Origin of the sequence: Actinotalea soli, from assembly GCF_017565425.1 — a bacterium.
GTDB lineage: Bacteria > Actinomycetota > Actinomycetes > Actinomycetales > Cellulomonadaceae > Actinotalea > Actinotalea soli.
Genome location: NZ_JAGEMK010000001.1, coordinates 86,875 through 100,321, shown reverse-complemented (window position 1 = coordinate 100,321; position 13,447 = coordinate 86,875). Strand labels below are relative to the sequence as shown.

The following is a 13,447-nucleotide window of genomic DNA, read 5'->3' as shown; positions in this document are numbered from 1 at the left end:
CGATGCACTCAGCGTGCGTCAGCGACCTCGGGGTTCTGGTCCTTCCCCTCGTCCGCCGCAGGCTCCAGCTGCACGGTGGTCTCGCGTCCTGGGTGTCGACGCCCCACCACGACGAACGCTACCAGCGCGACGAGGCCGACCACGATCGAGGTCCAGACGTTGAGGCGGAAGGGGCCGATCATCTCGGCGGGGTCGATCCGGAGGGCCTCGATCCAGACCCGACCGAGGGTGTACCCGGCCACGTAGAGCCAGAAGACCCGGCCGTGGCCCAGGCGGAACCTGCGGTCTGCCCAGATGAGCACGGCGGCCAGCGCCAGGTTCCAGACCATCTCGTAGAGGAAGGTCGGGTGGAACAGCGTGTCCGGCGCGTACTCGGCCGGGAAGGTCGGGCTCATCGGGTCGATCTCCAGGCCCCACGGCAACGTGGTGGGACCACCGAAGAGCTCCTGGTTGAACCAGTTGCCGAGCCGACCGATGGCCTGCGCCACCAGCAGCCCGGGGGCGACGGCGTCGGCGAAGACGGCGAAGCGGACGCCCTGGCGACGACATCCGAGGTAGGCACCGAGGGCCCCCAGCGCGATCGCCCCCCAGATGCCGAGGCCGCCCTCCCAGATCGCGAAGGCCTTCCAGGGATCACCGTCCGGGCCGAAGTACGCCTCGGGCGAGGACACGACGTGGTAGACGCGACCCCCGACGATGCCGAAGGGCACGGCCCAGAAGGTGATCTCGAGGACCGTCTCGGGATCGCCCCCGCGCTCCGCCCACCGTCGACGCGTGAGCCAGATCGCCGCCACGATCCCGGCCATGATCGCCAGGGCGTAGGCCCGTAGAGGGAACGGCCCGAGGTACCAGACCGACTCCGACGGACTCGGGATGGCCGTGGGCAGCGCGGCCAGGGCGGAGGAGAGACCGGCGGTCACCGACGTGCCCCTCGGATGCCGTTCGCAAGGTCCTGGGCCACCTGGGCGATCCCGTCGAGCCCGGCTGCCGGCGACTCCGCGTCGACGAGGGCGCGGACCAGGGCGCTGCCCACGATCACGCCGTCGGCGTAGCCGGCGACCTCGGCCGCCTGCTCGGCGGTGCTGACCCCGAGGCCGACGCACACCCGCTCGGCCCCTGCACCGCGGGTGTCGGCGACGAGACGCTCGGCGTCGGAGCCGACCGAGGCCCGGGTCCCCGTCACGCCCATGGTCGAGGCCGCGTAGACGAAGCCGCGCGAGGCGGCGGCGGTCATCGCCAGTCGCTCGGGGGTCGAGCTGGGCGCGACGAGGAACACCCGGTCCAGGCCGTGCTCCTGCGAGGCGGTGAGCCACTCCCCCGCCTCGTCCGGGATCAGGTCAGGGGTGATCAGCCCCGCGCCACCGGCGGCTGCGAGGTCCCGCGCGAAGGCGTCGACGCCGTAGCGGACGACGGGGTTCCAGTAGGTCATCACCAGCACGGGGACACCGGTCTCCGCGACGCCTTCGACGGCACGCAGGGTGTCCCGCACGCGGATCCCCGAGGCGAGCGCGTGCTCGACGGCCCGCTGGATCATCGGCCCGTCCATGACCGGGTCCGAGTACGGGACGCCCAGCTCGACGATGTCGACCCCGGCCGCGACCATCTGCCGTGCGGCAGCGATCGACCCCTCGAGGTCGGGGTACCCCACGGGGAGGTACCCCACGAGGGCCGCTCGTCCCTCGCTCCGCAGCTCGTCGATCCGGGCAGCGGTCCGGCTGACCTGGTCGGTCACGGTCATGAGGTCCCCTCGTCGAGCAAGGAGAACCACTCGGCGGCGGTCTCCACGTCCTTGTCACCTCGACCGGAGAGGTTGACGAGGATCACCGGCGGATCCTCTCCCTGCACGGTGAGCTCCTGCCCGAGCTGCATGGCCCCGGCGAGGGCGTGCGCCGACTCGATGGCGGGGATGATCCCCTCGGTCCGGCACAGCAGCCGGAACGCCTCCATCGCCTGGGCGTCGGTGATCGGTCGGTACTCCGCACGGCCGATCGTCGAGAGCCACGAGTGCTCTGGCCCGACCCCGGGGTAGTCGAGGCCGGCCGAGATCGAGTGACTCTCGACGGTCTGCCCGTCCTCGTCCTGGAGCAGGAAGGACCTGGCTCCGTGCAGCACCCCGGGCGCACCCCCGCTGATGGTCGCCGCGTGGCGTCCGGACTCGACCCCGTCGCCGCCGGCCTCGAGCCCCACGAGGCGGACGTCCGCGTCGTCGAGGAAGGCGTGGAAGATGCCGATCGCGTTGGACCCGCCGCCCACGCAGGCCGCGATGGCGTCCGGGAGACGGCCGGTCAGGTCGAGGACCTGCTGCCGGGCCTCGACGCCGATGATGCGCTGCAGGTCACGGACCATGGCGGGGAAGGGGTGCGGGCCCCCGACCGTGCCGAAGACGTAGTTGGTCGAGTCCACGTTCGTGACCCAGTCCCGCAGGGCCTCGTTGATCGCGTCCTTGAGGGTTCGCGACCCGGTCGTCACCGGCACCACCTCGGCGCCCAGGAGCCGCATCCGCGCCACGTTCAGGGCCTGACGGCGGGTGTCCTCCTCGCCCATGTAGATGACGCAGTCGAGATCGAAGAGCGCTGCGGCCGTGGCCGTCGCGACACCGTGCTGCCCGGCGCCCGTCTCGGCGATCACGCGGGACTTGCCCAGCCTCTTGGTCAGGAGGGCCTGGCCGAGGACGTTGTTGATCTTGTGCGAGCCGGTGTGGTTGAGGTCCTCGCGCTTGAGGATCACACGCGCGCCACCGCAGTGCGCGGCGAACCGTGGGACCTCGGTGAGGATGCTGGGGCGCCCCGTGTAGGTCCGGTGCAGGCGCGAGAGCTCGGCGCCGAACTCGGGGTCCGCCTTGGCCTTGTCGTACTCGGTGGCCAGCTCGTCGAGGGCCTCGATGAGGGCCTCGGGCACGAAGCGCCCGCCGAAGTCGCCGAAGTAGGGGCCCGACCCAGCCGCCTGCGTGGTCGGCCCGATCTCCTGCGGGGCCGGCTGGTCCTGGGTCGCGGTCACTGACGCACCGCCCGCAGGGAGGGGTGCGCCCCGGCAGCCACGAGGTCGGCGACCGCCGACCGCGGGTCACGCCCTGTGACGAGGCTCTCGCCGACGAGGACGGCGTCGGCACCGGACCGCGCGTAGTCCATGACGTCGTGCGGACCGCGGACTCCGGACTCGGCGATGCGAATCACTCCGTTCGGGATGAGAGGCGCGAGGCGCGCGAAGGTCGTGCGGTCGACCTCGAGGTTCTTGAGGTTGCGTGCGTTGACCCCCACGCACCGCGCCCCGGCGTCCAGGGCCCGCGCGACCTCGTCGGCGTCGTGGACCTCGACCAGGGCGGTCATCCCCAGGGAGTGCACGCGCTCGACGAGGGAGGTCAGGACGGTCTGCTCGAGGGCGGCCACGATGAGCAGGACGAGGTCGGCTCCGTGGGCCCGCGCCTCCCAGACCTGGTACGGGGTCACCACGAAGTCCTTGCGGAGGACCGGCACGTCGACCGTGGCCCGCACGGCATCGAGGTCCTCGAGGCTCCCCTTGAAGCGGCGCTGCTCGGTCAGCACCGAGATCACCGCCGCTCCGCCCTTCTCGTACTCGCCGGCGAGCTCGGCCGGGTCGTCGATGGGAGCCAGCGCGCCCTTGCTCGGGCTCGAGCGCTTGACCTCGGCGATCACGGCGACGGCCTCGTCGTCGTGCAGCCGGCTCATGCACTCCTTGGCTCCCGGGACCCGGGCAGCCCGTTCCTTCACCGCGTCGAGCGGGATCCTCGCCTCACGGTCGGCCAGGTCCTGCCGCACTCCGGCGACGATGTCCTCGAGGACTGTCACGTCGCGCCACCTCCATCCGGTCCGCCCCCGCAGACCCGTTCCGGCCATCGTAGGGCCGGACGCGCGCGCCCCCCACCACGACCACGTGCTGGGACCCGATGACCGGGCCAACCGTCGACCGGGCGGCGGTGGCAGAGCTCGTCCCGAACGGCCTCGGCTCAGGTACCGAGCCAGGGCGTGAGGACCGGACGCAGGGCGGGGAGGTTCCGCAGGGCGCCGAAGCCGACGAGGAGGACCAGGGCCACCCAGGGCAGAGCAGCCGGCAGCCGGGCGGGGCGCCGGAGCCAGCCAGCGGCGCGCGCGATCCACAGCCCCCACCCAGCCACGGCGAGCGGAACCGCGAGGACGACCAGCACGTTGTAGCTCGCGGCACCAACGAGGTCGAGCTGGGTGAGCTCGTGCACAGAGCGCAGCCCCCCGCAGCCCGGGCATGCATAGCCGGTCAGAAGAAGGATCGGACAGAAGCCGTAGCTACCCGACTCGTGCGGCGACCGCACCGCGAGCACTGCCACGGCCGCGAGGAGACCGCCACCGAGCCCGAGGGGCACCGCCAGCGAGCGGATCCCGCCAGGACCGCTCGAGCCCCGGGGCGCACGGGTCGGCACCCCGGGGCTCGAGCCGGTGAACGTCATGTGACGTCAGTAGGTCGTGAAGCCGTCGTTGAACGCCGTGAGACCACCGAACGCGAAGACGTAGATGAGCCACAGCACGCTGAAGGCGATCGCGATCCAACCCAGCACGACGCCGGCCTGGCCGAGCCCACCGTTGTTCGCCTGTCCGTTGCGAGCGGCCTCCTTCGACTTGTTGCCCACGATCAGGGCAGGGATGCCGAAGATGAACCCGAGACCGCAGCACAGGACGCCGAGGATGCCGAGGACGAGGGCCCAGACGCCCAGGCTGTTCTTCTCCGTGCCGTAGCCACCGCCGCGCGCACCCCCGTAGGCGGGCGGGGGCGGCGGGGCGCCGTAGCCGCCGCCGCCGGCGGGCGGCTGGGCTCCGTAGCCGCCCGAGGGCGGCTGCGCGCCGTACGGGTCCTGCGGTCCGGTGGGGTTGCTCATCGTTCTCCTTCGTTGAGTGCGCTGTCGACGACGTCCGGTGGCCTAGTGCCCGTGCAGCTCGGCCGCGTCCTGCGCGGCCGGCTGCCCGAAGCCCAGCATCTTGAGGACCCGCCCCGCGATCAGACCGATCACGACGATCCCCATCCCGACCCAGAAGAGCCAGACCAGCGCACCCATGACGGCGAGGGAGGAGACCGTGGCGCCGATCAGGACGAGCACCACCGTCACCCAGGCCGCGGTGGTGTGGCCGTGGTTGGTCGGAGGGGCCGCGCGAGGCAGGTATGCCCGCTCTGCGGCTCGATCGGGGGACGAGTGACCCATGGTGGTGCCTTTCGTGGACGTCGCGGCAGACACTATCGAAAACTGGGGGCCGGGACCGCACGACGTCGCCGGTCATGCCCTCAGGTCGGGTCGCGGCCCTCGCTGAGGGCGTCCCAGGCGGCCAGGTCGTCGTCGCGGGGGTGCGAGTCGGCGGTGCTCTCGACCGCCCCCTCGGCGGCGCGTTCCCGGGCAGGCGCCGCTCGCGCCGGCTCGTGCCGGGACCGGGGACGGTCCCACGACGACGAGGAGACCGTGGTGAGCACGCCGAGCGCACCGGCGGCGAGGGCCAGGGCGATCGCCGCCCACGGCGCGGCGGTCGTGGTCACCTGCCCGGCTGCAGCGACCCCCACCGCCTCCTGGGCCGCCGAGGCAGCGACCCCGGACGGGTCGGTCAGCACCCCGAGGGTCGAGACCACCGTGAGCACTCCCGCGAGGACCATGACCGTGCCGCCGAGCCGCACCCCCCAGCGCCCGGCGAGGGCCACGGCGAGGGCGGCAGCGAGCAGCACGAAGCCTGCGGCGGCGACACCGGGGGCGGCCACCGACCCTGGGACGGTCAGGGCGACCTCGGCCTCGACGGCGCTCGTGGTGACGGCACGCACCCAGGCCACCGAACCCGCGATCGCCGTCGCCGCACCCAGCACCAGGCCGAGCAGGACGGCGCGCCGGCGCGGCAGCCAGGTCATGGGGTTCGCCTCAGCCGGGCCGCGACCTGCACGGCACGGACCGCGGCTGCGGCCTTGTTGCGCGACTCGGCGTACTCGAGGGCCTCGACAGAGTCGGCGACGATCCCGCCACCGGCCTGCACGCTCGCACGGCCCTCCCGGATGAGAGCGGTGCGGATGGCGATGGCCATGTCCATGTCCCCCGCGAAGTCGAAGTAGCCGACGGTCCCGCCGTAGATGCCTCGACGGGCTGGCTCGAGCTCGTCGATGAGGGCGATGGCCCGCGGCTTGGGAGCGCCCGAGAGCGTCCCCGCGGGGAAGGTCGCGACGAGGGCCTGGAGCGCCGTCGCCCCCTCACGGAGACGGCCGACGACGGTCGAGCAGATGTGCATGATGTGGCTGAACCGCTTGACCGCCATCAGCTCGACGACCTCGACGCTGGTCGGGACGCAGACCTTGACCAGGTCGTTCCGCGAGAGGTCGACGAGCATGATGTGCTCGGCCCGCTCCTTGGGGTCCTCGAGCAGCTCCTCAGCCAGCCCGGCGTCCTCCTCGGGGGTGGTCCCGCGCGGCCGGGACCCGGCGATCGGGTAGGTGACGACCCGCCCGCCCGTCACCTTCACGAGGGTCTCGGGGCTCGAGCCGACGACGGCGAAGTCCTGGCCCGAGGCGTCCTGGAGCTGGAAGTAGTACATGTACGGGCTCGGGTTGATGGTGCGGAGCACGCGGTACACGTCGAGGGGCTCGGCCGGGCACGCGAGGTCGAGGCGCTGGGAGAGCACCACCTGGAAGACCTCGCCCTCGCGGATCGCCTCCTTGCCCTGGCGCACGGCCTCCTCGAACTCGACGCGCGTGCTGCGGAACTCGAGCTCGGGCTCGGGCTCGTCCACCAGGACCCCGGTGCCGCCGGGGGTGGGACGACCGAGGGCGTCCTGCATCGCGTCGAGCCGCGCGACCGCGTCCGCGTACGCCTCGTCCACGCGCTGGTCGGTGTCGTCGAAGTTGATCGCGTTGGCGATCAGCCAGACCGAGCCGTCGACGTGGTCCACGACGGCGAGGTCCGTCGCGAGGCAGAGGGTGAGCTCAGGCACGCCGAGCTCCTCGGGGGCCCGCGCAGGCAGGGTGGGCTCCCAGTGGCGCACGACGTCCCACCCGAGGGCGCCGACGAGCCCCCCGGTCAACGGCGGCAGACCGCGCAGGGCCGGGGTGCGCAGCGCATCGAGGGTGGCCTCCAGCACCTCGAGGACGTCACCACCCTGGGGGACGCCCACGGGGACGTCGCCGATCCACCTCGCCTGCCCGTCCTGGACCGTGAGGGTCGCGCGTGACCGTACCCCGACGAAGGAGTACCGCGACCACGTGCCGTCGACCTCGGCCGACTCGAGCACGAAGGTGCCGGGTCGTCCGCCCGCGAGCGTGCGGTAGAGGCCGACGGGCGTGACGTCGTCCGCGAGCAGCCGGCGCACCACGGGGACCACGCGGCGGTCGCGGGCCAGCTCGCGGAAGGTGCCGAGGGTCGGCCAGGTGCTCCCCCACGGCACCTCGACGAGGGGGTCGGGCCCCGGAGCGGCCTCGCCCGCGGGCGTCGGGTGCTCGGTCATGCGGAGACCTCCGTCGACACGGTGGCACCGAGGTCGCCCCCGGCCTCGAAGCAGGTACGGGTCCCGGTGTGGCAGGCCACCCCGACCTGGTCGACCCTCACCAGGACGGCGTCGCCGTCGCAGTCGAGCGCGACCGAGCGCACGTGCTGCACGTGCCCCGAGGTGTCTCCCTTGCGCCAGTACTCCTGGCGGGAGCGGCTCCAGAAGGTCACCCGACCCGTGGTCAGGGTCCGGTGCAGCGCCTCGTCGTCCATCCAGCCGACCATGAGGACCTCGCGGGTGTCGTGCTGCTGCACCACGGCGCACACGAGGCCGGCGTGGTCGCGGCTCAACCGGTCCGCCACGGCCGGGTCGAGCACGCTCGGCGCCCGCAGGTCACGGGAGGGGCTGTCGTCGGGGGCGGTGTTCTCAGGCACCTGACGATCCTGCCACGGGTGCCTACCTGGTCTGCGCGAGCCAGGCCGCGTGCATCCCGGCGTAGTGGCCCCCGGCCCCGACGAGCTCGGCGTGCGGACCGACCTCGACGACCTCCCCCGCCTCGACGACGACGACCAGGTCGGCGGCCTCGGCGGTCGAGAGCCGGTGGGCGATCGTCAGGGTCCCCCGGCCCGCGGTCAGCTGGTCCAGGGCTCGCGCGATGCGGACCTCGGTCGCCGGGTCGACCGCGCTGGTCGCCTCGTCGAGCACGAGGTAGTCGGCCCCCGCGAGATGGGCACGGGCGAGGGCGACGAGCTGTCGTTCCCCCGCTGAGAGCCGCTCACCGCGCTGCCCGACGTCGGTCCGCAGCCCCGAGGGCAGGTCACCGAGCCAGTCGGACAGACCGAGCTCGTCGAAGGCGCGCTGCACGGCCGCGTCGCGCGCGGCCCCGTCCTCGGCAGTCCAGGTCCCCTCCGTCCCCCGGCCCCCGTAGGCGACGTTCTCCGCCAGGGTGCCCTCGAAGAGGAAGCCCTCCTGCGGCACGAGGACGACCCGCTCCCGCAGGTTCGCCAGCGGAACGTCGCGCAGGTCGACCCCGTCGAGCAGGACGGTCCCCTCGGCCGGGTCCACCAGGCGCGTGACGAGCTTGGCCAGAGTCGTCTTGCCCGACCCCGTGGCCCCCACCACGGCGACCTTGGCCCGAGCGGGCAGCAGGAGGTCCACGCCGTGCAGGACGCGCGGACCCTCGGGGTAGGAGAAGGCGACCCCCCGCAGCTCGACCTCGGCGGGGCCGCGGGGGGTCGGACGCCCCTGCTCCCCCGCGTCGCGCACGTCGACCTCGGTGTCGATGACCCCGATCACGCGCCGCCACCCGGCGAGGGCGTTCTGCAGCTCGTTGAGGATCTCGGTGGCCATCTGGACCGGCCCCGTGAAGAGCTGGACGAGGAACAGGAAGGCCAGGACCCGACCGACGCTGAGCGTGCCGTCGATACCCAGGAAGGTGCCGACCACGACCACCGCGCTCAGCACGAGGTTGGCGACCAGCACGCCGCTCGAGAAGACGAGGGCGACACGCACCTGGGCCTTGACCATCGCGTCCCGGGTCGCCCGGACCGCACGGTCGATCCGACGCTGGGTCCGCTCCCCCACCCCGTAGGCCTTGATGGTCTCGGCACCGACGACGGACTCCGAGACCGCGCCCAGCATCGCACCGACCCGCTGCCGGACGGCCGCGTAGGCGATGCTCACCCGCCGTTGCGCGGGGCGCAGGATCAGCAGGAGCGGGAGGAAGCAGAGCCACACGACCAGCGTCAGCTGCCACGAGTACACGAGCATGAGGATCGTCGCGACGCCGATCTGCAGCACCGAGACGAGCAGCATGATCCCGCCCCACTGCACGAACAACGAGATCGTGTCGACGTCGCTCGTCACGCGCGAGACGAGGCTGCCGCGGCGCTCGGTGCTCTGGGTGAGCACCGAGAGGTCGTGAACGTGGCGGAAGGCCCGGGTGCGCAGGGTCGCCAGGCCGGCCTCGCTGCTGCGGAACAGCCGGATGTTGACCAGGGCCGAGGCGGCCCCGGCGATGAGGAGTGCGACCGCGGCGAGGGAGACCAGCACGACGACCCGTGAGGTCTGCGGTCCGCCGTCGGCGAGGATCGCGGTGTCGATGGTCTGCTGGACGGCGATCGGCACGACCACCCGCCCACCGGCGGCCACGACCGCGAGCAGCACGGTGACGAGCAGGCCGTCGCGCAGCTGGGGTGAGATGGCCAGCCCGCGACGCAGGGTCGCCCCGGCGCCGAGGCTGCTGGTGCCTTCGAGGCGGACGCCCTCGGGTGCGGTGCTCATCGGGTCCTCCCCTGCGCCGCACCGCCGGTGCGCGCCTCGCTCTCCGCCTCACGGCGGGCCGTCTCGTCCTGGTACGCGGTCGCGAGGGCTCGGTATCCGGGGTCTCGCGCGAGGAGGTCCTCGTGCGGTCCCCGGTCGACCACGCGTCCGGCGTGCAGGTGGACGACCTCGTCGGCGAGCATCACGGAGGACATCCGGTACGCCACCATCAGGACGGTGGGGCCCTGCCCGCCGTGGCGGAGCCCGGCGAGGATCTCCTGCTCGATGCCCGGGTCGACGGCCGAGGTCGCGTCGTCGAGGACGAGCAGGCGTGGTCGGCGCACCAGGGCCCGGGCGATGGCGATGCGTTGGCGCTGACCGCCCGAGAGGTTCGCCCCCCGCTCGCCGAGCGGGGCGTCGAGCCCGCCGGGCAGGGCACGGACGACCTGGTCGACCCGGGCCAGCCGCAGCGCCTCCCACACGGCCTGGTCCGTGGGGGCCGTGGGGTCGTCCTCGTCGGCCAGCGTCACGTTCGCGCGCACGGTGTCCTCGAAGAGGAAGGTCTGCTGGGCGACGAGGGCGACCTGGGAGGTCAGGTCCTGGTCGCGCACCTCCCGCAGGTCGAGGCCGTCGAGCAGCACGGCGCCACGGGTCGGGTCCTGCAGGCGGCTGAGCAGCCCGGCCAGGGTCGTCTTGCCGGCCCCGGTCACGCCGACGAGGGCCACCGTGCGGCCGGGACGGAGCTCGAGGTCGATCCCGTCGAGGAGGGTCTGCGGCCCGTCCTGACCCGGCACGGTCAGGCCGACGTCCTCGAGGCGGACGTGCAGCCCGCGGTCCGTGGGCTCGAGGGCACGGGTGCCGACCGAGAGGGCCCCACGCGCGTCGAGGACGCGGGAGATCCGGTCGTAGCCGACGAGGCCGCGGGGAAGCTCGCCCAGCACCCATCCGAAGGCGCGGACCGGCACGGCCATGAGGGTCAGGAGGTACGCGGCCGAGACGATCTCCCCCGTCTCGACGGCCCCGCTCGCTGCCCGGCTCGCACCGACCAGCAGCACCATGAGCGTGCCCAGGCTGGGGAGCAGGTCGATCACCGGGTCGAAGACCGCTCGCACCTTGCCCACGCGGACGTTGGCCGCACGCAGGGCGTCGGCACGCTCGGCGAAGCGCGCCTCCTCGCGGGCCTCGGTCCCGAGGGACTTGACCAGCAGGGCCGCCTCGAAGCTCTCGTGGGCCACGTCGGAGACCTCGGCCCGCAGCTGCTGGGCCCGCGTGATGGCCGGAGACATGTAGCGCTGGAACACGAGGTTGGCGAGGACGGCGATCGGGAGCACCACCAGGGCGGTCACGGCGAGCCACACGTCGACGCTGAAGAGGGCCACGGCCGCGACGACGATCATCACGACGACGCCCAGGGCGAAGGGCAGCGGGTTGAACACCCCGGTGGCTGCCTCGACGTCGGCGTTGGCGTTCGAGAGCAGCTGGCCGGTGGGGTGGGCCCGGTGCCAGGACATCGGCAGGCGCAGGTACTGCCGTGTCACGGCCCGTCGATGGCCCGCCTGCAGGTCCGAGACGCCGATCCCCGCGAAGATGCGGCGCCCCGCGACCGCCATGCCCAGGGCGATCGCGACGCCGAGCAGGGCGAGCCCCGCGAGCCACACGGCACCGGTGCCGTCGAGCTCACCTGCGACGCCGGGGACCACCACACGGTCGGTGACGGCCCCCAGCACCTGGCTGACCGCGACGGTGAGGGCGCCGAAGAGACCCGAGGTGACGATGGCCAGGGTGTAGGTGCGCGGCTGGGCCGCGAGCCCCCGGACGACGAGCTGGACGGACCGTCGCGCGACCCCGCCCGTGAGGGCGGTGCGAGGACCGTCGTCGGACGGCCCTGCGGGTGGTTCGGGCCTGACCGGGCGCGCGCGCACGAGGACGTCCTTCCATCGGGGGATGCTCCGAGCATCTCACGCGGCCCCGACATCCACGTGCCGAGGAGGCGCGGCCCGACGAGGACACCCCGGGACACGCGCTCAGCGGACGGGGATGCCTGCGTCCCGCAGGTGCTGCTTGACGTCGGCCACGGTCATGACCCCGAAGTGGAAGACGCTCGCGGCGAGCAGCGCGTCGGCCCCGGCTCGCGCGGCCGCGACGAAGTGCTCGGGCGTCCCGGCGCCGCCGCTCGCGATCAGCGGGACGGCCACGACCTCCCGGACGGCGGCGAGCATCTCGAGGTCGAAGCCCGCGGTGGTGCCGTCGGCGTCCATCGAGTTGAGCAGCACCTCACCGGCGCCGAGCTCGACCGCCTGGCGCGCCCACGTGACCGCGTCGATCCCCGTGCCCTGCCGGCCGCCGTGGGTCGTGACCTCGTAGCCCGAGGGGGTCGGCGGACCATCCACGACCCGGCGCGCGTCCACCGAGAGCACCAGGACCTGGCTGCCGAAGCGCTGGGCGATCTCCTGCACCAGGTCGGGTCGCGCGATCGCAGCGGTGTTGACGCCGACCTTGTCCGCCCCGGCACGGAGCAGGCGGTCCACGTCCTCGGTCGACCGGACCCCACCGCCCACCGTCAGCGGGACGAAGACCTCCTCGGCCGTGCGGCCGACCACGTCGTAGGTCGTCTGCCGGTCCCCCGACGAGGCCGACACGTCGAGGAAGGTGATCTCGTCGGCGCCCTCGGCGTCGTACCGGCGCGCGAGCTCGACGGGGTCACCGGCGTCCCGCAGGTCGGCGAAGTTGACGCCCTTGACCACGCGGCCGGCGTCGACATCGAGACAGGGGATCACCCGGACTGCCACGGCCATGCTGGGTCTCCTCTAGGAGCTCGGGCCGCCGGTGGCGGCCAGGATGTCCACGACGAACACGAGGGTCTCCTCGGAGAGCTCGGTCTCGTCGCCGCCGTAGCCCATCGACGGCGGGGCGACGAGCAGCACCTGGCTGCCGACTGTCTGCTCGACGAGGCCCTCGTCCCACGCCGCGATGACCGAGCCGACACCGATCGGGAAGGTCGCGGGGAGCTTCCCGGTGGCCCAGGTGGTGTCGAAGACAGCGCCGTCCGACCACGCCACGCCGGTGTACTGGACCGTCACCACCTGGCCGGGGGCGACCTGGTTGCCGCTGCCACGCTGGAGGGGCTGCACGACCAGGTCACCGGGCGGCTCGGCGTCGGGGATGGTGATCGAGGGCTCGCCGGTCTCGGCCAGGTCGACCGTCGGGAGCCCTTCGCGGGCCTCGACCTCCTCGCCCTCGGCACGGGTCGGCAGCAGGTCGAACACGGCGACGGTCGGCGGGGTGCTCGACTCCCCGGGGACGAGGTGCAGGATCCGCGAGCCGACGGTCCTGCCCCTCAGAGCCTCGTAGATGTCGACGCCGAGCGCGTCCGGGGACAGCAGGTACGGCTTGGGGTCGCTCGAGAACGTCTCACCCAGCACCGTCCCCTCGGCGCCGTCCTCGGCGTAGAAGTTCACCAGCACGGGCTGGTCCTCGACGACCTCGGGGCCCTGCCCCTCCCAGACGACCTCGGTCATCGCCTCGTCGACCACGAGCGGCATCTCGTACACGAGCTCGGGAACCTCACCCGACTCCCCCGTCACGACGACGTCGGCGCTCGACTCGTCCTCCGAGGCGCACGCACCGAGCGCGACGACCATCATCACGGCGGCAAGAGCTCCAGCCCGACGACGCACACGGCTCCTTTCGACGCGCCGCTCAGGGCGCTGCGGTCCAGGCAGACCTCTGGTCTGCGCAGCGACCACTGTACG

14 protein-coding genes are annotated in these 13,447 nt (G+C 73.1%); all 14 read right to left on the bottom strand.

Going from position 1 to position 13,447, the window contains the following annotated elements; genetic code table 11:
- Nucleotides 1-8 precede the first annotated feature (8 nt).
- The 14 genes from lgt to J4G33_RS00435 all read right to left on the bottom strand — a co-directional run bounded on the left by lgt (nucleotide 9) and on the right by J4G33_RS00435 (nucleotide 13,372).
- The gene (gene lgt / locus J4G33_RS00500) at nucleotides 9-920 is read right to left on the bottom strand and encodes a prolipoprotein diacylglyceryl transferase (protein WP_307793615.1); all 912 of its coding nucleotides are present in this window, start codon (nucleotides 918-920) and stop codon (nucleotides 9-11) included.
- Nucleotides 917-1,738: a tryptophan synthase subunit alpha gene (gene trpA, locus J4G33_RS00495; protein WP_208053945.1), complete on the bottom strand. Its 822-nt coding sequence runs from the start codon at nucleotides 1,736-1,738 to the stop codon at nucleotides 917-919. The genes lgt and trpA overlap by 4 nt, the downstream gene beginning before the upstream one ends.
- Nucleotides 1,735-2,961, bottom strand: coding sequence for a tryptophan synthase subunit beta (gene trpB, locus J4G33_RS00490; RefSeq protein ID WP_208054613.1), 1,227 nt, complete (start codon nucleotides 2,959-2,961; stop codon nucleotides 1,735-1,737). Before trpB ends, trpA begins: the two co-directional genes overlap by 4 nt.
- A 32-nt stretch (nucleotides 2,962-2,993) precedes the next feature.
- A complete protein-coding gene (gene trpC / locus J4G33_RS00485; protein WP_208053944.1) occupies nucleotides 2,994-3,806 on the bottom strand; it encodes an indole-3-glycerol phosphate synthase TrpC in 813 nt (270 codons plus the stop codon).
- 158 nt (nucleotides 3,807-3,964) lie between these two features.
- Nucleotides 3,965-4,438 carry a DUF2752 domain-containing protein gene (locus J4G33_RS00480; protein WP_208053943.1) on the bottom strand — a complete coding sequence of 158 codons (474 nt, stop codon included), beginning with the start codon at nucleotides 4,436-4,438 and terminating at the stop codon, nucleotides 3,965-3,967.
- Nucleotides 4,439-4,444: 6 nt separating this feature from the next.
- Nucleotides 4,445-4,864: a DUF4190 domain-containing protein gene (locus J4G33_RS00475; protein WP_208053942.1), complete on the bottom strand. Its 420-nt coding sequence runs from the start codon at nucleotides 4,862-4,864 to the stop codon at nucleotides 4,445-4,447.
- Between the two features lie 42 nt (nucleotides 4,865-4,906).
- Nucleotides 4,907-5,185, bottom strand: coding sequence for an HGxxPAAW family protein (locus tag J4G33_RS00470; RefSeq protein ID WP_208053941.1), 279 nt, complete (start codon nucleotides 5,183-5,185; stop codon nucleotides 4,907-4,909).
- A gap of 80 nt (nucleotides 5,186-5,265) precedes the next feature.
- On the bottom strand, nucleotides 5,266-5,871 hold the full coding sequence (locus J4G33_RS00465; protein ID WP_208053940.1) for a Trp biosynthesis-associated membrane protein: 606 nt from the start codon (nucleotides 5,869-5,871) through the stop codon (nucleotides 5,266-5,268).
- Nucleotides 5,868-7,451: an anthranilate synthase component I gene (locus tag J4G33_RS00460; RefSeq protein ID WP_208053939.1), complete on the bottom strand. Its 1,584-nt coding sequence runs from the start codon at nucleotides 7,449-7,451 to the stop codon at nucleotides 5,868-5,870. Before J4G33_RS00460 ends, J4G33_RS00465 begins: the two co-directional genes overlap by 4 nt.
- On the bottom strand, nucleotides 7,448-7,825 hold the full coding sequence (gene hisI / locus J4G33_RS00455) for a phosphoribosyl-AMP cyclohydrolase (protein ID WP_208054612.1): 378 nt from the start codon (nucleotides 7,823-7,825) through the stop codon (nucleotides 7,448-7,450). The genes J4G33_RS00460 and hisI overlap by 4 nt, the downstream gene beginning before the upstream one ends.
- Before the next feature lie 64 nt (nucleotides 7,826-7,889).
- Nucleotides 7,890-9,716, bottom strand: a complete 1,827-nt coding sequence (locus tag J4G33_RS00450; protein WP_208053938.1) for an ABC transporter ATP-binding protein — start codon at nucleotides 9,714-9,716, stop codon at nucleotides 7,890-7,892.
- The gene (locus tag J4G33_RS00445; protein WP_208053937.1) at nucleotides 9,713-11,617 is read right to left on the bottom strand and encodes an ABC transporter ATP-binding protein; all 1,905 of its coding nucleotides are present in this window, start codon (nucleotides 11,615-11,617) and stop codon (nucleotides 9,713-9,715) included. The genes J4G33_RS00450 and J4G33_RS00445 overlap by 4 nt, the downstream gene beginning before the upstream one ends.
- Nucleotides 11,618-11,719: 102 nt before the next feature.
- Nucleotides 11,720-12,490: an imidazole glycerol phosphate synthase subunit HisF gene (gene hisF / locus J4G33_RS00440; RefSeq protein ID WP_208053936.1), complete on the bottom strand. Its 771-nt coding sequence runs from the start codon at nucleotides 12,488-12,490 to the stop codon at nucleotides 11,720-11,722.
- A gap of 12 nt (nucleotides 12,491-12,502) precedes the next feature.
- Nucleotides 12,503-13,372 carry an FKBP-type peptidyl-prolyl cis-trans isomerase gene (locus J4G33_RS00435; RefSeq protein WP_208053935.1) on the bottom strand — a complete coding sequence of 290 codons (870 nt, stop codon included), beginning with the start codon at nucleotides 13,370-13,372 and terminating at the stop codon, nucleotides 12,503-12,505.
- Nucleotides 13,373-13,447 lie beyond the last annotated feature (75 nt).